Source organism: Halosimplex aquaticum (assembly GCF_028747785.1).
Taxonomy (GTDB): Archaea; Halobacteriota; Halobacteria; order Halobacteriales; family Haloarculaceae; genus Halosimplex; species Halosimplex aquaticum.
The window spans coordinates 1,370,385-1,394,843 of the sequence record NZ_CP118158.1 but is presented as its reverse complement, the minus strand read 5'-3'; the positions used below and the strand labels follow the sequence as shown (position 1 = coordinate 1,394,843).

Annotated in this window: 23 protein-coding genes and 2 pseudogenes; 11 read left to right on the top strand and 14 right to left on the bottom strand. The window is 63.9% G+C overall.

The genetic code is table 11. The features are described 5' to 3' along the window. Window positions 1-40: 40 nt before the first annotated feature. Window positions 41-946: a complex I NDUFA9 subunit family protein gene (locus PSC72_RS06925; RefSeq protein ID WP_274325159.1), complete on the bottom strand. Its 906-nt coding sequence runs from the start codon at window positions 944-946 to the stop codon at window positions 41-43. A gap of 107 nt (window positions 947-1,053) precedes the next feature. After that, a complete protein-coding gene (locus PSC72_RS06920) occupies window positions 1,054-1,671 on the bottom strand; it encodes a histidine phosphatase family protein (RefSeq protein ID WP_274325158.1) in 618 nt (205 codons plus the stop codon). Between the two features lie 297 nt (window positions 1,672-1,968). Between PSC72_RS06920 and PSC72_RS06915 the strand changes: the two genes are divergently transcribed. After that, entirely contained in the window at window positions 1,969-2,796 is an 828-nt protein-coding gene (locus PSC72_RS06915) for an IS5 family transposase (protein WP_274325157.1), read from the top strand. Here the strand turns inward: PSC72_RS06915 and PSC72_RS25575 are convergent. Both PSC72_RS25575 and PSC72_RS06910 read right to left on the bottom strand, forming a co-directional pair. Next, a complete protein-coding gene (locus PSC72_RS25575) occupies window positions 2,774-3,115 on the bottom strand; it encodes a DNA adenine methylase (RefSeq protein WP_407653014.1) in 342 nt (113 codons plus the stop codon). The two genes, PSC72_RS06915 and PSC72_RS25575, sit on opposite strands and share 23 nt — an antisense overlap. A gap of 430 nt (window positions 3,116-3,545) precedes the next feature. Further along, window positions 3,546-4,274 (bottom strand): hypothetical protein, encoded by a 729-nt coding sequence (locus PSC72_RS06910; RefSeq protein ID WP_274325156.1) that lies wholly within the window; start codon window positions 4,272-4,274, stop codon window positions 3,546-3,548. A 179-nt stretch (window positions 4,275-4,453) separates the two neighbouring features. On the opposite strand from PSC72_RS06910, the gene PSC72_RS06905 reads away from it, so the two are divergent. The 3 genes and pseudogenes from PSC72_RS06905 to PSC72_RS25460 form a co-directional block, all read left to right on the top strand. Continuing rightward, complete coding sequence (locus PSC72_RS06905; RefSeq protein WP_274325155.1) at window positions 4,454-4,747, top strand: hypothetical protein; 294 nt, start codon at window positions 4,454-4,456, stop codon at window positions 4,745-4,747. Between the two features lie 64 nt (window positions 4,748-4,811). Further along, window positions 4,812-5,174, top strand: coding sequence for a DUF7344 domain-containing protein (locus tag PSC72_RS06900; protein WP_274325154.1), 363 nt, complete (start codon window positions 4,812-4,814; stop codon window positions 5,172-5,174). Between the two features lie 224 nt (window positions 5,175-5,398). Then, a pseudogene (locus PSC72_RS25460) lies at window positions 5,399-7,018 on the top strand (DNA methyltransferase); the annotation flags it as partial. Between the two features lie 120 nt (window positions 7,019-7,138). Here the strand turns inward: PSC72_RS25460 and PSC72_RS06895 are convergent. Continuing rightward, window positions 7,139-8,137: a transposase gene (locus PSC72_RS06895; protein WP_274321708.1), complete on the bottom strand. Its 999-nt coding sequence runs from the start codon at window positions 8,135-8,137 to the stop codon at window positions 7,139-7,141. 47 nt (window positions 8,138-8,184) lie between these two features. Here PSC72_RS06895 and PSC72_RS06890 point away from each other — a divergent pair. From PSC72_RS06890 to PSC72_RS06875, 4 genes and pseudogenes are all read left to right on the top strand, one after another. Then, a pseudogene (locus PSC72_RS06890) lies at window positions 8,185-8,694 on the top strand (tyrosine-type recombinase/integrase); the annotation flags it as partial. Window positions 8,695-9,516: 822 nt separating this feature from the next. Continuing rightward, window positions 9,517-10,017, top strand: coding sequence for a type IV pilin N-terminal domain-containing protein (locus PSC72_RS06885; RefSeq protein ID WP_274325152.1), 501 nt, complete (start codon window positions 9,517-9,519; stop codon window positions 10,015-10,017). Between the two features lie 650 nt (window positions 10,018-10,667). Continuing rightward, the gene (locus PSC72_RS06880; RefSeq protein WP_274325151.1) at window positions 10,668-13,844 is read left to right on the top strand and encodes an adenosylcobalamin-dependent ribonucleoside-diphosphate reductase; all 3,177 of its coding nucleotides are present in this window, start codon (window positions 10,668-10,670) and stop codon (window positions 13,842-13,844) included. A 5-nt stretch (window positions 13,845-13,849) separates the two neighbouring features. Then, window positions 13,850-14,524, top strand: coding sequence for a rhomboid family intramembrane serine protease (locus PSC72_RS06875; protein ID WP_274325150.1), 675 nt, complete (start codon window positions 13,850-13,852; stop codon window positions 14,522-14,524). 407 nt (window positions 14,525-14,931) lie between these two features. Here PSC72_RS06875 and PSC72_RS06870 read toward each other — a convergent pair whose 3' ends face one another. From PSC72_RS06870 to PSC72_RS06860, 3 genes are all read right to left on the bottom strand, one after another. After that, the gene (locus PSC72_RS06870) at window positions 14,932-15,228 is read right to left on the bottom strand and encodes a hypothetical protein (protein WP_274325149.1); all 297 of its coding nucleotides are present in this window, start codon (window positions 15,226-15,228) and stop codon (window positions 14,932-14,934) included. A gap of 5 nt (window positions 15,229-15,233) precedes the next feature. Next, window positions 15,234-15,509: a winged helix-turn-helix domain-containing protein gene (locus PSC72_RS06865; protein WP_274325148.1), complete on the bottom strand. Its 276-nt coding sequence runs from the start codon at window positions 15,507-15,509 to the stop codon at window positions 15,234-15,236. Window positions 15,510-15,583: 74 nt separating this feature from the next. Next, window positions 15,584-17,191 (bottom strand): molybdopterin-dependent oxidoreductase, encoded by a 1,608-nt coding sequence (locus PSC72_RS06860; protein ID WP_274325147.1) that lies wholly within the window; start codon window positions 17,189-17,191, stop codon window positions 15,584-15,586. A 156-nt stretch (window positions 17,192-17,347) separates the two neighbouring features. Between PSC72_RS06860 and PSC72_RS25455 the strand changes: the two genes are divergently transcribed. Further along, window positions 17,348-17,467, top strand: a complete 120-nt coding sequence (locus tag PSC72_RS25455; protein WP_328518178.1) for an HVO_2523 family zinc finger protein — start codon at window positions 17,348-17,350, stop codon at window positions 17,465-17,467. Between the two features lie 42 nt (window positions 17,468-17,509). Here PSC72_RS25455 and PSC72_RS06855 read toward each other — a convergent pair whose 3' ends face one another. Continuing rightward, window positions 17,510-18,175, bottom strand: a complete 666-nt coding sequence (locus PSC72_RS06855) for a TVP38/TMEM64 family protein (RefSeq protein ID WP_274325146.1) — start codon at window positions 18,173-18,175, stop codon at window positions 17,510-17,512. 72 nt (window positions 18,176-18,247) lie between these two features. Between PSC72_RS06855 and PSC72_RS06850 the strand changes: the two genes are divergently transcribed. Next, window positions 18,248-18,631: a DUF5830 family protein gene (locus tag PSC72_RS06850; RefSeq protein WP_382261368.1), complete on the top strand. Its 384-nt coding sequence runs from the start codon at window positions 18,248-18,250 to the stop codon at window positions 18,629-18,631. Between the two features lie 11 nt (window positions 18,632-18,642). Here the strand turns inward: PSC72_RS06850 and PSC72_RS06845 are convergent, their stop codons facing one another. From PSC72_RS06845 to PSC72_RS06835, 3 genes are all read right to left on the bottom strand, one after another. Then, window positions 18,643-20,136 (bottom strand): DUF7115 domain-containing protein, encoded by a 1,494-nt coding sequence (locus tag PSC72_RS06845; RefSeq protein ID WP_274325144.1) that lies wholly within the window; start codon window positions 20,134-20,136, stop codon window positions 18,643-18,645. 91 nt (window positions 20,137-20,227) lie between these two features. After that, window positions 20,228-20,785, bottom strand: coding sequence for an NAD(P)/FAD-dependent oxidoreductase (locus PSC72_RS06840; RefSeq protein ID WP_274325143.1), 558 nt, complete (start codon window positions 20,783-20,785; stop codon window positions 20,228-20,230). Window positions 20,786-20,880: 95 nt separating this feature from the next. Then, entirely contained in the window at window positions 20,881-21,405 is a 525-nt protein-coding gene (locus PSC72_RS06835) for an SRPBCC family protein (RefSeq protein ID WP_274325142.1), read from the bottom strand. Between the two features lie 109 nt (window positions 21,406-21,514). Between PSC72_RS06835 and PSC72_RS06830 the strand changes: the two genes are divergently transcribed. Next, window positions 21,515-22,027 carry a DUF21 domain-containing protein gene (locus PSC72_RS06830; RefSeq protein WP_274325141.1) on the top strand — a complete coding sequence of 171 codons (513 nt, stop codon included), beginning with the start codon at window positions 21,515-21,517 and terminating at the stop codon, window positions 22,025-22,027. A gap of 125 nt (window positions 22,028-22,152) precedes the next feature. On the opposite strand, the gene PSC72_RS06825 is transcribed toward PSC72_RS06830, so the two are convergent. Together PSC72_RS06825 and PSC72_RS06820 are read right to left on the bottom strand one after the other, a co-directional pair. Further along, the gene (locus PSC72_RS06825; protein WP_274325140.1) at window positions 22,153-23,406 is read right to left on the bottom strand and encodes a Glu/Leu/Phe/Val family dehydrogenase; all 1,254 of its coding nucleotides are present in this window, start codon (window positions 23,404-23,406) and stop codon (window positions 22,153-22,155) included. 137 nt (window positions 23,407-23,543) lie between these two features. After that, on the bottom strand, window positions 23,544-24,404 hold the full coding sequence (locus PSC72_RS06820) for an HpcH/HpaI aldolase/citrate lyase family protein (RefSeq protein ID WP_274325139.1): 861 nt from the start codon (window positions 24,402-24,404) through the stop codon (window positions 23,544-23,546). Between the last annotated feature and the right edge of the window lie 55 nt (window positions 24,405-24,459).

The window sequence follows — 24,459 nt, the reverse complement described above, 5'->3', positions numbered from 1 at the left end:
TTCGGCGACGTAGTCTGTCGAAGCCGGGAGACCGGACGCGTCAGCGCCTCAGTCCCAGATACGAGCGGAACGTCGTCAGTTCGCGCTCGTCGACGCCGAACGCGTCGACGTCGTTCGAATCGACCGTATTGTCGAGGCGCAGCGACCGAAACTGGTCTTTTCCCATCGGGAACCCGACGCTCCCGAGGACGGTGAGGCCGACGTTCGCCATCGCCATCGGCAACGGGACGATAGAGACCGACCGCCCCTCTGACTCGTAGACGAGTTCGGTGACCTCCCGCAGCGTCAGCACGTCGGGACCGCCGATCTGGTAGGTCTCGCCTACGTGACCGTCGTCCCCGACGGCGTCGGCCAACATCGGGACGAACTCTCCGACCGCGATCGGCTGGAAGCGCGTCTGTCGCCCGCCGCCGGGGAGCGGATACACGGGTAGTCCCGGCGCGAACCACGACTTCAGTTTCTTCGTGAACTCGATGAACTCCCCGCCTTCCCCGAAGATGATCGACGGGCGGAAGATCACCCACTCGCGGTCCGACTCGCGGACGAGGTCCTCGGCGTGGCCCTTCGCGCGCAGGTAGTGGGTCGGTGCGTCGGGGTCCGCGCCCAGTGCGCTCTGCTGGACGAACCGGTCGACGCCGTGAGTCTCCGCCGCGCGCAGGCAGTGCTCCGTCCCGCCGCGGTGCACTCGGTCGTGCATCTCGTCGCCTCCGTCGGGCTTGAACAGCGGCGATAGGGCGACGAGGTTGACGACCGCGTCCTGCCCCTCGAAGGCGCCCTCGATCGAATCGTAGTCGGTCACGTCACCAGCGTACGTCTCCACGGTGTCGGGCAGGTCACTGTCCTCGGGCGTACGCGCCAGTACCGTCACGTCGTGGCCCCGCTCGACCAGTTCGGCGCACAGGTGCGACCCGACGAATCCGTTCCCGCCGACGACGAGCACGTTCATGTCAGGACTATTTAACGCCAGTCCCCTAAACGTTCCCGCCTAACTGGTGGTGTAGTCGGAGAATCCGGGAGAACCCCGTCGAACTGTCACCGCGACCGGCACGTCAGTCACTCCCGCCGATAGTCGGTGTCGTTCTCCACGTCGATCGCGACCTCGTCGTCCTCGACGCTGGCGACGTTCACCGCGCAGTTGTCTTGCGTGAGGTGTTCTACCCCCTCCTCGATGGACATCCCCATCACCTCGCCGAGGACGATCCGGATCGACCCGCCGTGGGCGACGACGAGGTACGTCTCCTCGTCGACAGACTCGCGGATCGTCTCCCACGCGCCGGCGATCCGGTCGCACATGTCCTCGAAGCACTCGCCGCTCTCGGGCGTCCGCTTCGAGGCGGTCCGGCCCGCCTCGGCGACGGCGTACTCCGGGAACTGCCGCTCCAGCGCGTCCGCCCGGAACCCCTGGAGCGTCCCCAGGTCCTGCTCGCGCCAGGCGCTGTCGTACTCGATGTCGCCGTCGAATCGCTCGTTGACGATGCGGGCGGTCTCTTTTGCCCGCCGGATGTCCGACGAGACGATTCGGTCGAAGTCGTACGCCTCGTCGAGGTGGTCGGCCAGTTCCTCGGCCTGGCGGTGGCCTCGCTCCGTGAGCGACGTCGGCGCCCATCCCTGGGCGCGGTTCTCGGCGTTCCACGCGGTCTCGCCGTGGCGGACGAAAACGACGGTTCCCATGTGTCGCGTTGGGGTTCCAGCGACTTAGGGGCGGTCCCGGAAGCCGAAACCGACGGTCGATACCGCGTTGCCGTCGGCTGGGAGTTGCCCCAGCCGCGGGAATTAGCGACGAGTCGCGTCGCTCCTCTGGTAGCGTCGGTGGAAAAGTGGGCCGGCGCGAATTCGAATTATAATCAATCTGATAGTTCCTCCCTGACAGTCGGAACATATCAGCTTGATTGGCTCTGGTGAATCGCTGTAAGGCGTCGGGATGGGTCGTCAAATCAAAGGAAGTGAAGCGGGAAATCGGCGGTGGTTATGTCGAAGATCTCCCGCTTCACGAAGAAAGCGGTCTCGTTAGCTAAAAATGCTGTTGGTGGTCGAGGCGAAGTCGCCGCCCCCGAAGGGGGTGGCGGCTTCGCCGATTACGCTATCGTGTCGCTGCACTGTCTTCGCATTTACGTGGCGAAACCGTACCGTGAAACGCTTGATCTGCTGAGCGAGATGCCGTATATTTTGGCCGAGATCGGCCTCGAAGCGGGCGATCTCCCGCACCACTCAACGCTTGTCAAGGCGTTTGATAGGTTACAGATGGAGGTGTGGCGAGTGCTGCTGCGCCTCTCGGCGCAGCTGCACGACACCGCTGATCACGCCGCGATGGACGCGACGTTTTTCGACCGTGAAACCGCCAGCAAGCACTACTGTCGTCGGACGAATTACCACGTTCAAACGCTGAAAACGACTGCGCTTGTCGATACGAAAACGCAAGCTGTGCTCGACGTTCACTGTACGACCGAGAAACGGCACGACACGCAAATCGGCTGGCAACTCGCCCTCCGCAACGCGGGCGAGATTGCCAGCCTCGCCGCCGACAAAGGCTACGATTGGCAGCAATTACGCGATAAATTGCGCGAAGAGGGCGTGAGACCGCTGATCAAGCACCGTGAGTTCCGACCCATCGATTGCGCGCATAACGCGCGCATCGATGGGTCTCTGTACGGCCAAAGGGCACTGTCTGAGGCCGTCTTCTCGACGATTAAGCGCACGCTCGGCCACGCGGTGCGTGCCCGAGCGTGGTACCGCGAATTTCGTGAGATCGTCTTGATGTGTGCGGTCTACAATATCAAGCGGGCCGTGAAACAGTGAAATCAAACGCCTTCTGGCGATTCACCAGAGCCAAAAATTGCATATAGCGAAGGGAGAAAAATCGGCCTGCACGTGCGATCGGGTCGTCTGGACGCACCCCGTTATAAAATTCTGCTACCCATTGCTCGTACTGCGCCCGTGAATACGGGACTGACTCGAGCCACTCGGATAGTTCGTCAGGCCGGTCTCGAAGGACTGTAAAGAATTGTGTCAAGTCCTCGTTGTGGTCGTTGTATATCTCGTATTTTGACCGGGGTTTGTTATATATGACTCCTGCTGCACCACCGAACACCTCAACGTACGTATCGTGAGCTGGCATCGTGTCGACAATCCAGTCCGAGATTCCTCCCTTACCACCGGGATACGGAAATGTACCAGATTGGGAACTTTTCCGAGGCGTGTACCCAGAGTTTATCTCAGCTGGGCCAGGGTCTTGAGGATAGTACCGGCGTGGAGCACTTCCAGTTCCGCCTTCGCTCCCGAGTAAATCCAGGGTTTCCATTGAATTGAGAGTGTTTCGTACTGTCCGTTCGGTAGGTGGCTCGCCATCGATGGCATCCCGAACATCAGACGCAGTGAACGATCGTTGGAACTCAATCAGCTGTAGCGTCGTAGACCAGATTCTGTCACGGTGTGTTGGCACCTTGTAGTGGAAGATATGTTCCAATAAGTAGGCAATTTCGGTCGATACTTGGTCTACACAGACGCCTCTGAAATCGTAGACAGTTACGGCTGTAGCTTCATTTGGCTCATGGAGGGCCCCGAACCGGAGACACTCGTTCAATCTCGCCCTCTCGAATACTCTTCTGGAATTGATCTTTTTCCCAGGGAAAATGTCCCGGAAGCGTCTGCTGACCATTTTCAAGATACTGGCTCGCATACAGTTCTCCGCTGTCGGGCTGGCGAAAGATCGCCACACGGTTTCCATCGACGGCGAAGTCACCATGATCAAAGCAGTCGACCCATCGGTTGTGCGTCGGAATATACAGCTCGTGCCGCCCCAGCCATGGATCTGGAGGAGAGAATTTACCCCAGACAATTGGAGTACCCAAAGCGATCTCGCCGTCCGCCAGTGAGGCAACACCCAGTGATGGCGCCGAAGTCACAAATTCGTCCAAAAGATCCTCAGTCTCTCGCCGTGCCTCGTGAGCATCCACAGCAAATACCCAGTAGACAGCATATCCAAATCGGAGATGGTCAATAGTAGCTCGCAGCCGATCCTTGTTCGACGCGGCAGTCTCGATCTCGACGACAAACCGCTGCGGCATATCGAGTGGGGGTTCTGAGAGCTGACAGCGGACATCCCCAATCAAATCGGATGTTTTCTTCTCTGTCTCGATAGCTCCCACGCAAGCAGGATTTGAGTGGAGTTTGTCGCTGATTGCAGCTTTGATTGCCCAGTGTTGTTGTGATTCGTTTTTTCGTTCGACAGTATGATCCAGCTGTATTGTTGGGTGGATATCGACCAAGGCGGACATCTTATCGAGTATTGCTCTCCTCCCGTATAGCTAGACCCGCACAAAACAATATGTTATCATTTTTAGACCAACTCTATGCGTTGAGATCATTCTGTGTTATCGCTTAGACCCATCGTATAGATATGCTATCGAGGCAATATGCCGGTATGGTTTCGACTCCTCAATCAGCGGAACGGGTGATGCTCGAAGTCGTCGCCCACTACGATCCAGTCGACTATCATAAGCTCAAACGTCTTGTCGGCCAGCGTCTTGATGGCGAGTACAACACTGAGAAACATCGCAGCGTGCTGAAAAACCTGAAAGAGCTGAACATGATAGAGCGGCCTAGAATCCACGAATATATCCACATCACCGAGCAGGGCTGGTCGCATCTCGGTGGTAAGACCCCTCGGTACGCCGCTGATATCGAAACGCAGGACGCTGCGGTTTGTGAGGTGTGCGCGACAGATGAATTGGCCGAGTCAAGTTGGTGAGAAGACTATCCTGGTCTTTGGCTTTATACTAGCGGCTTGAGCAGTTGCGGATAGAGATCGCTTGATGCAACTGCTCAAACGCATCCGAGACACCTTCGAACCGCAGTCAAACCAGTCGGCTAGTGAAATCGATCCTGCCTATGCCTACGATCTCCTCTCAAACGAACGGAGACGGCGCGTCATTGAGTTCCTCGTCGAATTTGAACCAGGTACCGAAGTCGATGTCAGGGACGTCGCAGATGCCATCTCACAGGGAGGGGACAGAAATGCTAGCTATGTGTCACTAATCCAATCGCACTTGATAAAATACGACAATGACAATAATGGTCTCGTTGAATATGACGAGCGAGCCAAAACAATTAAAATCAGACCCGAGTTGCACGCAGTGTATCGGGGCCACGAAGCGTTCGTCAACGAACTGGATTAGCCCACACCGTCTATAGGTCTCGAACGTCGCACCATCTGAAATCCATTGTTCTCGTCGTCCGTTTCTTCCCCTACAGAATCATTGTCGACGTCAACAATTGGCCCTTCATATCTATGCCAAGGTGCGTACCCGGATCGATCTCGTTTACGCTATAGGGTCTCAACAAATTCGGACAGTAGTGAGCCGTATGTGGTTTTATATGTCCTTGGTAGAACTTTCTGTCTATGGCTGCACTCCAGCAGATTACAGCGAAGGACATCGCTGGCTGGGATTCACTATCTGATGTCGCTTCCACTTTCGAAAAACGGGGCCTGAAAGTCCGTGACAACCTTGGAGACGACAACGAGCTCGTCCTCCAGCTCACCGACCGCGAGTTTATCGTCCTCGTCGAAGCTGGCCCAGGAGAATCGGCCTCCGACTTCAAACCCGACGACCGGCGACGTCGAACTAACCTTGTCGCCACCAACGACTACGAGGAGTTCACCTTCCTCACCCGAATTCGGGCGCTCGATGGACAACAACACGGGCGTATCAAGCACCAGAAGCTCTCGTTCACAAAGGAGCAGATGACCAGCGAGACTGGTGAGAAGAATACCATCCTCCAGAAACTCAACAGTCTTGAATTCGGCTCGGCGGCAGCGATCTACGACGACCTCTATGACACTAAGCAAGTTGTCAAAGAGTTCTACCAGCAGTTCGAGACTCTTCGAACCGATCTTGTGCAGGAAGTCGCCGGTATCCCCGACGACCGCGGGGACGCCAAGCAGCGCTACGTGCAGGTCACGCTCGACCGGATGATCTTCCTCTACTTCATCCAGGAGAAACGCCTGCTCGACCGCGACCCGAACTACCTCCACGAACATCATAAACAACGCGTAGACGAGGGCGAAAACGTCTATGAAGAATTCTATGAGCCGCTGTTCTTCGATTTCCTCGCCGAAAAGGGCAAAAAGAGCACAGAGTTTGGCGCACTTCCGTACCTCAACGGTGGGTTGTTCTCGAAGAATCCCATTGAGGAAGAGTTTGAGGACGCTCGCCTCGGCGATACGACCGAGCACACTAACGAACTGTTCGGTGACATCCTCGACTTCCTCTCAGACTGGAACTGGAACGTGGACGAGCGGCTCGACATCGTCGATCCCAAGAACCTCTCGCCAGCCATCCTCGGCCACATCTTCGAGCAGACGGTTAACCAGAAAGAAATGGGGGCGTACTACACTCCTGAGGAGATTACCGGGTTCATGTCTCGGCGGACGATTCACCCGTACCTTCTCGACCAGCTCAACGAGGAAGTTGGCGCCAACTACGAAGAAATCGACGATGTATTTGGGTTCCCTGCTCCGGACGTTGAGAGCGGCGTGGAGGCACTAGCCGATGGCGGAGTGGTCACTACGCAGGTACCTACGAAAAACGTCGAGACACGGCACGTGGAGACGCTGTATCACGACTTCTTGAAGGAGGCTCGTGTCCTCGATCCAGCAGTTGGTAGCGGCGCATTCCTGCTCGCCGCCCAGGAGGTACTGTTGGATATCTACATGCAGTGCATCGAGTTCTTCCAGCAGATGGATGATGAGGGGAAAGCATGGGAGCTCGAGGAACGTACTGTAGAGGAATTAGAGACAATCGAGAACGGTAGAGGGAGCGCTTCTCTGTACGCAAAGCGGTCGGTTATCCTCAACAACCTTTACGGGGTGGATATCGATGATGGGGCAGTCGAAATATGTAAACTACGGCTATGGCTCTCGATGGTTGCCGATATCGAAGATGAGCCCAGTGAGGTCGAACCCCTTCCCAACATTGACTTCAATATTCGCCAAGGAAACTCCCTAATCGGATATTTGGAGACTATCGAACCTAAGGGATACTCTGACCCCGACGAGACCGAGAATAGTAAAATCGGCGACTGGAACATTCGGAACCGATACCAGGAGATATCGGAGGCCGAGGGTGTCATAGAATCCATCTCATACCGTGATGACGGTGCTTCCCGGATTGTCACCTCGTTCGTAGTTGGTGACGGCGACGACGAGTCGAACGCAGAGCGCAAGGAACACCTGCGCTCGGGCGTGGACGCGGCCTCGGGCGCGTAGCGTCCCGAGGCCGCAGTCCTTGACCGCATCGTTCGTTCGCTCGACCTGACTCCGGCGGTTGTACGTCTCGTCTAGGATCGACTGTTTGAGCTGAATCTCGTCACTGTGTTTCTCGATGCGGTCTTCGACTCTGTACTTGATATTGAGCGGATCGTCGGTGTTTCGCGGGTTGTACGGGGCGATTGGCACGACTCCTGCGGTCAGCAGGAGGTCGTGCCAGTCGAGCGTGTCGTAGGCGCTGTCACCGAGCATCCAGATCGGCTGGGCGACGGCGAGCGCGTCACGGGTGACGCGCATCGCCGTCTCTTCTGCGGCTTGTTTGCTCTCGGTGAACTCGGCTGCAATCGGGATCTTTGCGCCGGTTGAGACGATCGTACAGCCGTAGCCGTAATAGTACTCCTCAGCGGTTGGGTCGTAGTTCTTCGACGCATCTGGGTCGGATGGCATCGCTCGCACGTCCGTCGAATCGATTCGGTAGGTCATGTCGAGCAGGCCGCGGGCGGCGGCCTGCTCGACGAGGTGGTCGAAGACTTCGTCGACGACGTGTTCGAGGTCGGTGAGGAAGCGATCGACCGCGTCTCTTGAGGGCGGTCGATCGAAGCCACAGCTGAGCCAGACGACCGTGTTCTGGAGTTCTCGTGTGACCGGGCGAATGCCGTAGATGTCCTTGTAGTAGCAGTGGAGGAACGCTCGGAAGAGTTCTGGTGGGTGGTGGTCTCGTGTTCGCCCCCGGCGAGCGGGGGCGAACACGTCGAACTCGCTGAAAAAGTCGAACTCAAGATGCTCGAACAACGCGAGCGTCTCGGTAGCCACGACATTGAAGAACTCGTCGATAGAACCCTCTTCTTGCAGGGTGCTGGCGCTCGTAGACACAGTTCCAACACCCTGCGTCCTCGTGTGTGAGGCTTTCTATGACACCCTCGCTCGTTTTGGAACACCGCCCGGACACGGGCACGAAACTCAAGAACGGCGAAGATGGCGAGCGGTGGGTGTACATGGGCCCGCGCTGGTACCAGGTCATCGACGATTATCTCGACAACCCGGACCGCTACAAGCGGACCGACGACCACGGCCGGCAACCCCTGATCACGACCCAGTACGGCCGACCCACCGGCGACACGATTTACAAGTGGGTGAACCGGCTGACGCACCCCTGCCGTATCGGCGGTTGTCCCCACGACGCCGACCCGCTGAACCCCGCGACCTGCGACGCGCTCGGCCGGGACGGCAACGCGAGTATGTGTCCGTCCGCGCGGTCGCCGCACGCGATCCGGCGCGGCAGTATCACCTACCACCTCAATCAGGACGTGTCTCCCGAGGTGGTCAGCGAGCGGTGTGACCTGTCGCTCGAAGTCCTGTACGAGCACTACGACGTCCGCACCGACCAGGAGAAGATGACCGTCCGCAAGCGGCAACTGGAGAACCTCTAACGATGCAAGTTACGAACCGTAACCCCACGCCGTCATGCGATTGTAAAGCTCCTGCCCCGCGAGTCCACTACACCGTTTCTTCCCCGCGAACTATCCGATTAGTCGCCGGTATTGCGGTTCTCTCGGGGAACTTTCTCGCCTACGGGTAGCGGAAAAATCGCCGTCTCAAATCGAATTGATTCGGCGGAGAAATCCACCCGGTCACGTCCTGCGATTTTCGCGAAGGAAGCGCGAGGTGGCCGCGCGTGATTCAGCCGGCCACTGCCGAGCAGCGGACCGATGTCGAGACGGCCGTGCGAAACCGGTCGCAGTACGCAGCCACCCTTTACCGGCTGGACCCCGACGCCAACGGTCCTGAACAGGCGTGCGTCGAGTCAGAGTATCGGGAAGACACCGAGTTCACTGACGTGCGCGTCGCAGCGTACCCTCACTGCGGCCCGTGCTCGAATCGGAGTGTATCAGGAGTAAGTGGTGAGACGACAGTGCTCATCTTGTAATGGTTCTGCCTCCGCAATACCGAAGTCTCCCCTGAGTATTTCTGCGTTGGAGGGTGGCCCTCATTGGCCGAGCAGTTCGATCGGAAAGGTGAGCTCGGTGAGGTTATCACTGCTACCCTCCGATTCAGACACCGGTCCTCACTGCTCCGACGTCTGAAGCTACTGTGTCGGGTGAATGTTCTACGTATAAACGGTTACGCACCGGATCTGTGCAGCGTTGAACGCGTATTCTCGACGCGAAACAGCCTGGTAGACCAGCCTGAAGGGTATTTCACACAAAACGACAGCTTCCCTTTATGGTACGTACCGGTTACTTGCGAGTCGGATGCAGATTAAACAACTCCTCGAAGAAGACGACGCCGTGTCGCCGGTCATCGGCGTCATCCTGATGGTCGCGATCACGGTCATCCTCGCGGCTGTCATCGCATCGTTCGTCCTTGGACTGGGTAATCAGACGCAACAGGGCGCGCCGACGGCGACTATCGGCATGAACTACGAGCAGTTAGGCACTAATGGCGGTACCGAGGTCGGAATTTTGACCCTCTCCCACGATGGGGGTCAAACGTTGCAGGCCTCTAATCTCTACGTGCGTGGAAGTGGACTTGCGAGCAATAAAGACGTGATGGGAGACGGTACCACAACCGAGAACGCAAACATAGCAAGTACAGGATCGTGGACGCAGTATTACGGTTCGAACAGTGAGGTCAAATCAGGTCAGACGCTTACTGTTGGGGTCAAAAGCAACTACGACGTCAAGGTCGTCTGGGAGTCCGCTGAAGGCGACACGTCCTCGACGCTGAACAGCCAGAAAGGCCCCGACGCCTAATCGCGCGTCGCTTTCTTCCGTTTTTTCAACAGTCACGAGTGGCAACACCGTCCGTCCCCCGCTCGCTCGGTGACGGTGGCACCGGCTGTCGAAATTCGGCTTGGGGGCATCGGTCAGCCTTGAACGGCGACGGCGGGCACGTCCGTCCGAAATCCACGCGTTCGCCGATCGACTGGCCACATTTCTTATATAAACATCCGGCCTTTTTCCGGACCGCAACAGGGAAGCCGATTCTGCCCTGCTACCGCCGCTATTATAAGAACTATTAAATTATGGGGTCGTCGGTCGAACGTCTCGCCACTGATTGACACGCTGATGGGATCTCCAGACGAAACCCCCCATCGCTTCCATTGCAAATCCAACCGCAGTCCGTCGATTTCCCGAAATTCCAAACCACTTTCACTCTGGTCCGACTAGCCTTAATAGGAACTCACCGCATGAAACAGAACGCACGGTTACACAGTCAGGAACGCCCGTAGCGACGCGACTACTCGGAATTCGGACACCTGTACAGCTGGACAGATTCCCGCAACCAAAGGGTTATTTGGGACCGAAACAAACAGAAATTCCGTCACAAATGATAGGTATGAGGCCACAGCGGACACGCTCTCGATCCGGTGCCGGTATCGACTCTCGGAGGGGTTCGACGCATGAGTAACGCCGATCTCGGGGTCGGCGACATCGACCTGCCGATCAAGCGCACCGAGGGGAACACGCTCGAAGAGCGTCTGACCGGCAACGCGTATCACAACATTCTGCCCGCTCGCTATCTGCGGAAGGACGCCGACGGCGAACTCATCGAGGACCAGGAGGATCTCTTCGTCCGCGTCGCGAAGAACATCGCGCTCGCCGAGGCCGTCTACGAGGCCGACAACCGGGGCGTCGAGGTCACCGTCACGCCCGACCAGCTCAAGCCCGACCACCCGCGGCGCGACGAACTCGCCGAGGAGGTCTTCGGTGTGGGCACCTCGGCCGACGACGACGCCGAGACGACACTCACCCAGCACAACGTCAACAAGTTCGCCTACGACACGGTCGTCCCGGAACTCCCCGAGGACGTTCGGACCCACGTCGAGGAGACGGCCGAGGAGTTCCAGACGCTGATGGAGGACCTCTCCTTTATGCCGAACTCGCCGACGCTGATGAACGCCGGCGACGAACTCCAGCAGCTCTCGGCCTGCTTCGTCGACTCGCCCGCGGACGACATCGACGACATCCACCAGACCGCGAAAGAGGCCGCGCAGGTCTTCCAGTCCGGCGGGGGCATGGGGTACGCCTTCTGGCGGCTCCGACCGTACGGGGACGCGGTCGGCTCCACGGGGGGCATCGCGTCGGGACCCATCACGTTCATGCGGACGTTCGACCAGATGTGCGAGACCATCGCCCAGGGGGGCGCCCGCCGCGGCGCGCAGATGGGCGTCATGCGCGTCTCGCACCCGGACGTCATCCAGTTCATCCACGCGAAGAACAAGGACGTCTCGCTGGCGCACACCCTGCGCCTGAACGACCCCGACGACTTCACGCACAACTCCTTCGCCGACGCGCTCGAGGAGGCGCGTGAACTCATCGACGACGACGGCAAAGTACCGAAACACCTCCGCAACGCCGTCGAGGGCCACCTCTCGAACTTCAACATCTCCGTCGGCATCACCGACGACTTCATGGAGGCCGTGAAGAACGACGAGGAGTTCACGTTCACCAATCCGCGCACGGGCGAACCGCACGTCGCCACCGCGGAGACCAAAGAGCTCTACGACATGTTCGACCTCGGCGAGTACGTCGAGGTCGGCGAGGTGCTCTCGGTCCCGGCGACGGAGGTCTGGGAGCGCATCATCGACGGCGCCCACGAGAACGGCGAACCGGGCGTCATCTACCTCGAACGGGTCAACAAGGAGCACTCCTTCGACGTCGAGGAGCACCCCGACCACCAGATCCTCGCCACGAACCCCTGCGGCGAGCAGCCCCTCGAGGAGTACGAGGCCTGTAACCTGGGACACATCAACCTCTCGACGCTCGCGGCCCGCGACGCGCCCGACTGGCGCGTCTGGTCGGAGGAACACGCCGACGAGTACGACTCCCTGGAGGACGCGGTCGACGCCTTCCTCGACGAGGCTATCGACTTCGAGTCGTTCGACTACCGCATCGAGATGGGGACGCGCTTCCTCGAGAACGTCGTCACGATGTCAGACTTCCCGGTCCCGAAGATCGAACAGAAGGTCCGGGAGATGCGCAAGATCGGCCTCGGCGTCATGGGGCTGGCCCAGCTGTACATCCAGCTCGGCATGAAGTACGGCGACGACGTCTCCAACGAGGTCGCCCGCCAGCTCATGCGCCACATCAACCACCAGTCCAAGTGGGCGAGCCACGAACTCGCGCAGGACCGGGGTGCCTTCGCGGAGTGGGACAACTCGAAGTTCGCGAACCCGACCGAGTACCGCGAGTGGTTCGAGAAGCAGACCGGCCTCGACGCCGACGAGTGGGCCGACGGCTTCGCCATCCGCAACCACAACACGACGACCATCGCGCCGACCGGCACGACGTCGATGGTCGGCAACACGACGGGCGGCTGTGAGCCCATCTACAACGTCGCCTACTACAAGAACGTCTCCGACGACGTGCAGGGCGACGAGATGCTCGTCGAGTTCGACGACTACTTCCTGCGCGTGCTGGAGGAGAACGACCTCGACATCGACGCCGTCAAAGAGGAGGCCCAGGAGCAGATGGCCAACAACGAGTTCGACGGCGTCGACGGCCTGTCGACGGTCCCCGACGCGGTCGGCGAGCTGTTCGTGACCACGGGCGACCTCTCGGCGAAGGCCCACGCGGGCATCCAGGTCGCCTGTCAGGAGGGCGTCGACTCGGCCATCTCGAAGACCGTCAACGCGCCCAACGACTCGTCGACCGAAGACGCGCGGGAGGTCTTCGAGTACATCTACGACCACGGCGGCAAGGGCGTCACCTACTACCGCGACGGCACCCGCAGCAAGCAGGTGCTCACCACGCGCGCCCAGAACACCGAGTTCGCCGACATGGACGCCGAGGAAGTCGTCGCCCAGATCGAGGAGGTCTTCGGCGGCCTCGACGCCTTCCTCGAAGAGGACGCCGTCCAGGCTGCCGTCGAGGCCGAGACCGAGCAGCTGCTCGGCGCCGCCGACGGCGACCGCCCGGACTACGCCCAGAAGCGCACGCGTCCGGACGTGCTCCACGGCGTCACCCAGCGCATCGACACCGGCTACGGGAAGCTCTACGTCAACATCAACGAGGACCCCGAGGCCGAGCGCCCCTTCGAGCTGTTCGCCAACATCGGCAACTCCGGCGGCTTCACCGCCTCGTTCACTGAGGCGCTCGCGAAGACCATCTCGACGGCGCTGCGCGCCGGCGTGGACCCCCGCGAGATCGCCGACGAGCTCCAGGGCATCCGCAGCCCGAAGGTCGCCTGGGACAAGGGCGAGCAGATCCAGTCCATCCCGGACGCCATCGGCACGGCCCTGCGCCGCTACCTCGACGACGAGATCGATAAGGGCTACCCCCAGCAGCAGACGCTGGAGGAGACCGCCGAGGAAGAGCGACGGGACGACAGCAACCCCAACCAGGACGTCTCCGCCGCCGAACCCGAGACCGACGGCGGCGCGTCCGTCTCCATGGGCGCCAAATCCGGCAGCGACGCGGGCGAGCCCGGCCCCGACGCCGGGGAGGCCTCCGAGGACGCACAGCAGGAACTGATCGACGCCGGCGAGAGCCCGGAGTGCCCGGAGTGTAGCTCGCTCTCGCTGTACTACTCCGAAGGCTGCAAGACCTGCGAGTCCTGCGGCTGGTCGGAGTGCTGAGGTAGATGACCGAGGTCCCCGCGTCGCCGCTGACGCGGGGCCTCCGCTGGCTCCGCACCGTCCCGACGGCCATCTCTCTCTGTCTGCTCTTCTGTCTCGTCTTCGCCGCCGAGTGGTACGTCTGGACCCGCGTCGGACGCGCCGCGTTCGTCGAGTTCTTCGTCGCGACCCGCGATCCCTCCGTGGGGTGGCTGCTCGCCCCACTCGCGCACCTCCCGACCGACCTCCGACACCTCACGTCGAGCGTGGTGCAGTTGCTCCTGTTCGGCGGTATCGTCGAGCGCCGGCTCGGCCGCCGGCAGTTCCTCGGCCTGGCGGTCGTCTCCGGCGTCGCGACGACTGCGGCGCAGGTCGCGTCGTACGTCATCGTGGGCGTCGGCGCTCGTCCCGTCGGCACGCTCGGCGCCAGCGGGATCGTCCTCGCGATGACCGCGCTCGCCGTCGTGGACAGCCTGCGGTACCGTCTCGCGACCGGCGAGTGGCACGGCGACGCGACCTGGGTCTGGGTGCTACTCGGCGGCTTCGTCGTCGGCCAGGCCGTCTTCGGGCTCGTGACCCTCGCGTTCGGTTCGGCCCAGGTGGGCGTCGTGGGGCACCTGACCGGCGTCTTCATCGGGTTCGGATTCGGACTCGTGCGCCCGAGTCGTTCCGTGTTGTATTCCCGCGTCGAAGGTCGCTAGGAATTACTTCGACCGCGGACGATAGCGTGCGATGAAAGCCCTCGACGCGCTCGCTACCAGTCGGGACAGCACGTGACAGCAGGCAACGAAAGCCCTCGGCCCGCTCGCGGCCGCTGGTCCGGATATCTTCGTTCGCTTCGCTCACTCAGATAGAGCCGGACCACTGACTCCGTTCGCTTCGCTCACCGCGAGCGCCTCGCCCTTTCAGTCCGCCAGGACGCTATCGCACAGCACCGCAGATCGCCTCACACCTCCCCAACCGATTCGCTCCCTGCGGTCGCTCATCCCTCGCACGACTACGCCGCGCGGTTCTCGCAGTACTCGAACACGCGCGACAGCGCGCGCCAAAACAGAGACGGGAGTATCGAAGAAGCATACCAGAGAACGGTCGCGCTGAACCGGCTCGGTTACTGCATCGTGACGTACGTCAGGAAGAGCAGCGCGAGGAACTGCAGGGCGCGGAGGACGACCACGGCCTGCTGAGCGACGGGGTCGCTGGCGTAGAGCATCTGCATGCTGAAGAAGTAATAGATGGCGACGAGGTTCTCCAGCAGCATGACGCCGGCGAACGCGAGCAGGCCGAGGATGAGGTTCGTGCCGAACGTGCGGTAGTTGCGCAGCCAGACGGCCCCCAGCGCGAGCAACAGGAGGGCGTTCAGCCCGGCGAGGGCGGTCGCGACGGTCAGCCAGGTGTGCATCGCCATGTGTATCACTCCATTTTGTCGGTTATCGTCTCGAACTCCTCGCGGTGGTGTTCGAAGCGGTCGGTGAGGAAGTACATCGCGCCGTAGTCGTCGCCGCCGCGCTCGACGACGTCGTGCTCCAGCAGGACGTCGAGGTGGTGTCGCACCGTGTTGTAGTCCACGTCCAGCGCCTCGGCGAGCTTGTTGGCGTTGCGCGGCCGGTCGTCGAGCAACCGGATGATGCGCGCGCGGTTCTCCCCGCCGCGCGTTCCGGCGAGCAGATACCACAGTGCCTTCTCCATCGACTGTCGTACTCTCCTGTTCCGCGCCTGCGATTTATGCGTGCTGGTTCCTGACACAGCCGACGAGTCGGGCGTCACTGCACGCTGGCCGGGTCGATGGACTTGCTCACCCACCCCGTCGGCCCGCTCGGGAAGGCGTTCGTCTCTTCCTCCGGCTGCAGCTCCCCCGTGCCGTCCGTGGCGCGGACGACGACCTCGTGGCTTCCCTCGGGCGGGTCGTAGGCGTACTTCCACTGGCGCCACGCGTCGACGGCGGCCTCCGGCGGGTCCTCCACGGCGCCGGTCGCCCCCGGAAGCGGTTCGGTGAGGGCCGCGTCCGCCCAGGTCTCGCCGCCGTCGACGGACACCTCGACGCGCTCGATGCCGCGCGTGCCCGCGTAGGCGTGTCCGCCGACCAGGATCCGACCGTCGTCCGTCCGGGTCGTCGCGTGGAGCTTGGCGACCGTGTTGACCGGGCCGGTGCCGTGCCACCCCTTCTGCTCCCAGTAGCCGTCCCGCTCGCGGTCGAGGAACTCGATCTCGGTGATCCACTTGACGTTGATCTCCCCCCAGTGGCCGGGGACGAGCGCGCGGACCGGCGCGCCGTGGCCGCGGGGGATCGGCCCGCCGTTCATCCCGAGCGCGAGCATCCCGGTCTCCAGCGCCTCCAGGGGGAACTCCTCGTAGTAGTCGTCCGCCGCGCGGAGCATGACGCAGTCGCAACCGGAGTCCGGTTCGGCGTCCTCGATCAGCGGCGCGATGGGGACGCCGCTCCAGAGGGCGTTGTCCATCTTGTGGCCGTTGAGCGGCTCGCCGACGCAGCGCAGCGTGACGAACCGGTGTTCGAACTCCCTGTCGCGCAGGTCGGCGTAGGAGTACGACAGCTCCTGCCCGACCTCGCCGGTGACCGACAGCGACCACTCGGCCGCGTCCGGCGTCGGCGAGACCGAGCTGTACGAGACGTTGAAAAACTCCTCGCTGACGAGCGGGTCCATCTCGCCGAAGTCGTACGTGCGCTCGTCGGCGGCGGCGAGCTGGTCGTCCACGTCGAACGTCGGCGTCTCGACGTTGCCGTAGATGGCCGGGTCCCCGGCCGACCCGCTCTGGGCGCCTTCTCCACCGTCGCCGCCGGCGCTCGCCGTCGAACGGTTCCGCCGTCCGAGCGAGTAGCCGACCGCGCTCGCCGCGGCTGCCGCGCCGACCGCCGTGACCACGCGTCGCCGCCCGCCGGGGTCGCGCCGGCCGACGAAGCGCTCGCCCGACCGGGAGAGGTCCGTCAGCCAGAGGACGACGCCGGCACCGACCGCCGCGCCGAGGGAGAGTCCCGGTCGGAGCGTCAGCGCCGCCGTCGCCGCCCAGACGACCGCCGGTCCGCCGACGATCGGCACGAGTCGTTGGTCCAGCCGTCGGCCGATACCGATCGTCAGCCCGACCAGCAGCGCGTACAGCCCGGCCACGAGCGCACCCGCGAACGCGACGTTGAGTTTCTGCCCGAGGTCGCCGAGCACGGTGATCGCGACCGTGATCACCGCGCCGGGCATCACCTGCGAGAGCGTGCTCTCGACCGGCGCGAGGACGAACCCCGGCGCGAACCCGGCCGCGCCGAACGATCCGAGCAGGCCCGCGACGCCCGCGGCGAGCGCGACCGCGACAGTCCCGAATCCGGGCGGATACCGGTCGGACAGCGGCGTGTACTCCGTCATAGTTCGGCCTGGGCCGTCCCCGCCAATAGGCGTTGTTCGAAAACCCGTCGAACTCCGTCTAGAATTCGTTCGGTTTCCAGCCGATGCGCCCCGGTCGGCCCCGGCGACACCGGCGGGGAAAACAAGATTCAAGCGCCGCTCCACCGATCTGTCGATATGAGCGACGCCAGCGGCCGCCCTTGCCCCCGCTGCGAGCGGCCAATGATACACCGTCACTGCAAGTACGTCTGCCCCGAACACGGCGTCGTCTACGACTGCTCGGACACCTTCTACTGACCGCCGACCGGCGGCGAGTCGGCCCCCGACGTGTCGACCGACTCAGACCCCGAGGTCGTACTCATCGCGGACGAACCGATAGGCGGGCCGAGCGATTAGCAGCGCCGACAGGCTCGTCGCCGCTGCGAACAGCGCGAGGCTGTGGCGCAGGCCGTGGACCGACAGCGTGTGCATCGACGCGCCGGCGATCACCTCCGCGGCGATCCACGGTGACTCGCCGACGAGCGTCCCGAGCAGGTACGCCCGGAGCGACACGTCCGACAGGCCCGCGCCCGAGGAGACGACGTCGGCCGGCAGCGGCGCGAGCCGCGCCGCGACGACGCCCCGCAACTCGCCGGTCGCCTCGACGATCCGGTCGCTGGTCCGGGTCGTCAACCCGACGACTCCCCGGTCGGTCCTGGCGTAGCGGGCGAGCAGGAACGGCGTCGTGTTCGAGAGGAGCGTCCCGGCGATCGCGACCGGGATCCCGTAGGTCGCGCCGAGGACGTATCCGACGGTCAGCGAGAGCGCGCTGACCGGCCACAGGAGGAACGGGCGGACGAGATAGAGGACGGCGAGCGTCGCGACGAATCGCCACGGGTGCGCCGACAGGCCGGCGATCGAGTCCAGGACCGCGCTCGGCGAGAAGACCACCGCCGCGGCCGCGAGCGCGGCGCCGACCGCTCCGAGGCTCCCGAACTGACGACGCGTCGCCCGACTGACTGCCATCGGTTGTCGTCTCTACTAAGTCGGCACAAGTCTTGTGGTCCTCCGCCGCCGGGCGACGCGGAAACGCTTACTTTGCGGGCGGACACACCACCGAGCGTGGACGACCGCGTCGAACTCGGCCTGGAACTGCTCGCCCACCTCGAACACGCCGAGCTGTCGCTTCCGGACGCCGTCGACCGGATCGAGACGGTCACCAGCGACCCCGCCGTCACGCGCGAGATCCTCGAAACCGCCGAGCGGCGAGGGATCATCGAACGCGACGGCGACACCGTCGTCCCCACCTCGGGGGACTACCTCAGCTTCGAGGGCGACGTCGTCAGCAAGGAAGGGGAGTTCACCTGCCAACGCTGCGGCGCGGGCATCACGACCGGCTACTTCATCGAGTTCGACGCCGGCGAACACGGGCCGTTCGGCTCCTCGTGTATCAGAAAGGTCACCGGCCGCGAGAGCGACTGAGCGAACTGCGGCTACTCCGACTGCTGGTTCTGCTGGACGAGCTGTTTGAGCGCCCGGTGCTGGCGCTTGAGCAGTTCGTTTTGCCGGTCGACGGCGTCGGTCAGCTCCTCCACGCGCTCGGCGAGCGCCTCGTACTCATCGCGGCTGACCGGCCCGGAGTCGGCCGTCTGGTCGGCAGGCGACGACATCGACGCCGACCGTCCGCCCGTCTCCGGGTCCGGCGACTGGTCGTGACCGCCCGCGGCCTCCGTCGGCTCGGTCGCCGACTCGGCGGATTCAACGGACGAGCGGTCCGCGTTCCCCTGCGCACCGGTCGCTTCCGGTGTCGTGTTCTGCGCGGTCTGTCGCGGCTGTTCCGGGGACGTCTCGCCGCCCTGTCGGCCGCTCTGCGTCGACGCTGCCGCCTCGCTCGCCGACGCTCCCGAAGACTGCGGCTCGGAAGGCGCCGGTTCGGACGGCTGCTGCTGACCGCGCTCTGACGGCTGGGACTGTTCCTCCGACCCTGACCGACCGGCCTGCCCCGTGGCGCCTTCCTGGCGATTCCCGGCACCAGACGCCTTCGCCGGCGACTCGGCTCCCGCGCCCGGCCGGCCGGAAGCGGGACCCGTCTGCTGCTCCGTACTCGGGTCCGCTGGCTGGTTCGCCACCGGTTCGGTCTGCTGCTCCGTCGGCCCGCCGGTCCCCGCCGACTGTCCGGCGTCCGCGGGTTGCTCGGAGAAGGCCTCTCCCTCGGGGCCACCCGCGGGGTCGACCGGGTCCGTCAGGTTGTCGTCCTCGTCGCTGACGAGCGGATCGAAGTCGTCGCCGAACGCGAACCCGCCGTCGTCGGCGTCCGCCGTCTCGACATCCCCGGCGTCGGTCGCGTCGTCGGCGCCGACGACGCGATTGAGTTCGTCGATCGAACCCACGTCGTAGTACCCGAACAGCGCCTCTTCGAGCGTCTGGCGGACGACGGGCGCCTTGTCGTTTGGCACCTTGACCCGCTGGGGGCGACCGTCGACCGAGAGGGCGATGCTCGTCGCGACGCTCGCACGTTCGAACTCGAGCCCCGTCACGTCCTCGTAGGGGTACACCTCGAAGTCCTCGGTCCACACCTGGTTGCCGATGTGCTTGATCAGTCGGCCCTCGGTGATGATGAGCGTCAGTTCGCTGAACCGGTAGACGCCCGCGACCGACTCGCGCGCCTCGATGACGCCGTCGAGTCGGAGCACGCCTTCGAGGAAGAGCGCGAGCACCTTGTCGCCGCGGTTGGCCGGGACGGTGAACGACTCGGTGCCGTCGATGTACTGCATCGTGAATTTCGTCTTCCGGCGGCCCTCCGAGACCGCGAGCTGCTCGATGTCGTGGGAGTACTCTTCGACCTGTTCGTCGCTCAGCAGTCCTTCGCCGCGGTAGACGAGCGTCCGCGTCGGCGTGAGACAGACGGCGTCCTCGTCGCCGAGCGAGACGCCAGCCTGGATCTCCTCGTCGCCGAGCGCCCCCTTGACGAGGTCCGGAATGTCCATGGCAGAGGTGTACCCGTCCGTGTGTATAAAACCGAGGGTGCATTACCGCCGTCTTCGCTGGGTGTCGCCGCGGGCGTGAACCCGTTCGCTCTCACTCGAAGTCGTCGGGGACGTCGAAGTCGTGGAAGTGTTCGCCCTTCTCCTTCGAGAGGATGTCCAGCGCGGCGGCGCCGCCGTCGCCGGCGGAGATGACGGCCTGCCACTCCTCGGCGCGGACCATCGCGCCGGTGGCGTAGGCGTCGTCGACGCTTGTCTCCATGTCGACGCCGACGTCGACGACGTCCTCGTCGGTGAACGCACAGCCCAGTTCCTCGGCGAGGTCGCGGTTTGCGCCGGTGGCGAGGATGAGGTAGTCCGCGGCGAGGTCGTCCTCGTCGGTGACGACGCGGAACTGGTCGCCGTCGCGTTCGACGGTCTGGACTTCCGCGCCCTGTCGGCGGTCGACGCCGAACTCGTCGACCTGGTCGCGGCTGCGCTCCATGAACTCGGTGCCCCCGATGTTCTCGATCCCGAGGTAGTTGACCAGGTGGGCCTTGTGCATCCAGGTCTCGTCCGTGTCGAAGACGACAGTGTCGAGGTCGTTCTTGGCGGTGAACAGTGCGGCGCTCAGGCCGGCGGGACCCCCGCCGACGATAGCTACGTCCGTCATACGCGATCAAACGTCAGGGACGCGGAAAGACGTTGGCCTACCCCGAGCGGATCTCCGGCACTCGATGGCCGCCCCAGCGGCCCGCGCTGGCTCCGCTATTCGAGCAGTTCCTTCGTCTTCCGGTGGCGATAGCGGAACATCGGCTCGAAGCCGATCGAGCCGAGCGGGCCGAGCAGGCCGCGAACGACGGGGAGTTCGTACTCGACGCGGTCGTGGATCCGGGTCCCGCCGTCAGAGCTCCGCTCTGACGAGGTCCCGCTCGATTCGCTCGCGGCACCGCCGTCGACGGCCTCGAAGGTGTGGGTGTGGACCCACTTCGGGAACGGGCCGCGCACCATCTCGTCGCTGAACGTGGCCGTCCCCTCGCGCTCCTCGCGGGCGACGATGCGGGAGACCCAGCGCTGGCGCGGGGCGACGCCGAAGGGGGCTATCGTCGACTCGATCGTCGCGCCGGGTTCCAGGGTCTCGGGGTCGGGTTCGCCGTCGGGGCCGACCGCCGTCTCGACGCGCAGGTGCATCCAGTCGGGCGTGAGCGCCTCCAGCCCCGAGTGGTGGGAGTGGAACGCCCACACCTCCTCGAAGGGGGCGTCGACGACCGTCTCGCGCTCGTAGACCGGCATAGTGGGGGTTCGGACCGGCGGGACATAACGAGTGGGACGAGAGCGCGCGACCAATCCGGACGCTCACCGAGTCCCGGGATACTTCCGACGGGGTGGAGAACGGGGTGGCATGGCAGACCTCTCAGTCGCGGTGGCGGGCGTCGCGGCGACGCTGTTCTTGCTCGCGTGTAGCGCATTCTTCTCCAGTTCCGAGACGGCCATCTTCTCGCTCCCCAGGACGTGGGTCGACGAACAGGCCGAACACAGCGAGCGAGCACGCGTGTTGCAGGAACTCGTCGCGGATCCGCACCGCCTGCTCGTGACGCTGCTGGTCGGGAACAACGTCGTCAACGTCGCGATATCGAGCATCGTGACGGTGCTCGTGACGAGCTACCTCGAACCCGGGCCGGCGGTCGTCGTCGCGACGCTGGTCACGAGCACACTCGTCCTGCTGTTCGGGGAGATCGTCCCCAAGTCCGTCGGGCTCGGCAACGCCGAGCGGTGGGCCGTGTCCGTCGCGCCGGTCGTGCGCGCTGTCGAGACCCTGCTGGGACCGGTCATCACCGTCTTCGATATCGTCACTCGACGAATCGGGGCGGTGTTCGGGAGCGACGAGGCGATCGAAGAACCGTACATCGACTGAGGCGGTCGCGCTCGCGGCAGGGGCAGCGGACGTTACCGGGCGGTACGGTGCCAAACGGGTGCCGGTCGATCTGCTCGCCGACCTGGTGCCAGATGGTTCGCTACGGCCAGGTGCCAGATGGTTCGCTACGGCCAGGTGCCGGCCTGCTCGCTGGCGGTCGACACCCGTTCGATGGCGACGACGTATGCCGCGGTGCGGAAGTTCGGCAGGTCCCGCTCCTCGAACACCGACGTCAGCCGGTCGAACGCGTCGACGATTACCGTCTCCAGTTCGTTGTTGACGCGCTCCTCGGCCCAGTAGAAGCGCTGGCGATTCTGGACCCACTCGAAGTACGAGACGGTGACGCCGCCGGCGTTGGCGAGGATGTCGGGGAAGACGGCCACGTCGCGGTCGGTCAGCACGTCGTCGGCGTCGGGGGTCAGCGGGCCGTTGGCGGCTTCGACGATCACGTCGGCCTCTACGTCGCGCGCGAGGTCGCCGTCGATGGCGTTCTCCAGCGCGGCCGGCACCAGCAGGTCCACGTCGAGCGTGAGCAGTTCCTCGTTGGTCAGCGTCTCCGGCGTCTCGTAGTCGGTCACGTCGCCGGTCTCGGTCTTGCGGGCCTTGGCGGCGCGGGTGTCCAGGCCCTCGGGGTCGTAGACGGCGCCCGAGGAGTCGGACACCGCGACGACGCTGGCGCCCAGATCTTCGAGGAGTTCGGCGGCGATCGACCCCGCGTTGCCGTAGCCCTGGACGGCGACGGTCGCGCCCTGGACGTCCTTGCCGAGGTAGTCGAACGCCTCCCGCGCCGTGAGCGCGACGGACCGGCCGGTCGCCTCGACGCGCCCCGCCGACCCGCCGCTGTCGGGCGCCTTCCCGGTGACGACGCCCGGCTCGGTCCGGTTCTCCAGGGTCTCGTAGGTGTCTTTGATCCAGTTCATCTCGCGGCGACCGGTGTTCACGTCGGGCGCGGGAATGTCCTTGTCCTCGCCGATGATCGGCCGCAACTCCGTCGCGAAGGCGCGCGTCAGGCGTTCGAGTTCGTCCTCGGAGTAGTCGTCTGGGTCGACGACGATACCCCCCTTCCCGCCGCCGTAGGGGATGTCGACGACGGCGCACTTGTAGACCATCCAGCCGGAGAGGGCCTTGACCTCGTCGCGGGAGACCTGCGGGTGGTAGCGGATGCCGCCCTTGTACGGGCCGCGGTCGCCGTTGAACTGCGAGCGGAACGCGCGGAAGACCTCGATCGAACCGTCGTCCATCTCGACCGAGAGGTTCGTCTCCAGGATCCGCTCGGGGGTTTTCAGCCGCTCCAGCGCGCCCTCCTCCACGTCGAGGTACTCGGCGGCGTCGTCGATCTGCTCCCGGAGACTCTCGAACGGATTGGCAGCCTCGGCCATGCGTGTAGGTGGGTCAGCGCGCTGAAAAGGGTTCGGCCGATCGGCCATCGAAGCGACGATCAGGCACTGAGTCGCCGAAAATACGACGATCAGTCACCGCTGATTCCACTCGTCGACCTCGGCGAGAGCGGCGGCGCTCACTCCTCGTCTCCGGCCGCGGCGCGGACGCGTTCGAGCACCCGCTCGGCCTGCGCGACCAGGGGCGCGTCGACCATCTCGCCGTCGACGGCGAAGACGCCCCGACTCTCCGCGTCGGCCTCCTCGCGCGCCGCGAGCACCCGCTCGGCCCACTCCACGCGCTCGGGGTCGGGCGTGAACGTCTCGTTGATCGGCCCGACCTGCGACGGGTGGACGGCGAGCTTCCCGTCGTAGCCCAGTTCGAGCGCGAACTCCGTGTCGTCCCGCAGGCCGGCTTCGTCCTCGAAGTCGGTGTGTAACGTGTCTATCGCGTCGACGCCCGCCGCGGCCGCCGCGAGGACGACGTGTTCGCGGGCGTGAAGCACTTCGGTCCCCTCCTCGGTGCGGGTCGCGCCGATGTCGGCCGCCAGGTCCTCGGCGCCGAATATCAGGGCATCGGTCGGGGCCGCGGTCGCTATCGCCTCGGCGTGCAGGACGCCAGCGGCCGTCTCGACCAGCGCCAGCACCGGCAGGTCGGCGTCGCGCTCGGCCGCCAGATCGGCCAGTTCCTCCACGTCGTCGCCGTCGCTCGCCTTCGGCAGGACGAGCGCGTCGAGCGACGCCCGCGCGGCCGGATCGGCGAGGACCGCTCCGAGGTCGTCGCCCGCGCCGCTGCCCGGTGGCTGGACGCGCACGCAGACCTCGCAGTCGGCGTCGAGGGCGGAGAGCACGTCGCGGACGGCGTCGCGAGCCTCGGCCTTCCTCCCGGGCGCCACGGCGTCTTCGAGATCGAACACGACCGCGTCGGCCCCGGTAGTCGGCGCTTTCCGCATGAGTTCGGGTCGGTCGCCCGGCGAGAACAGGACGCTCCGGCGTGCCATGTGCGGATGTGGGTCGGCCAGCGGTTTGTAGCTACGGGCGCCGGGGCTCGACGGT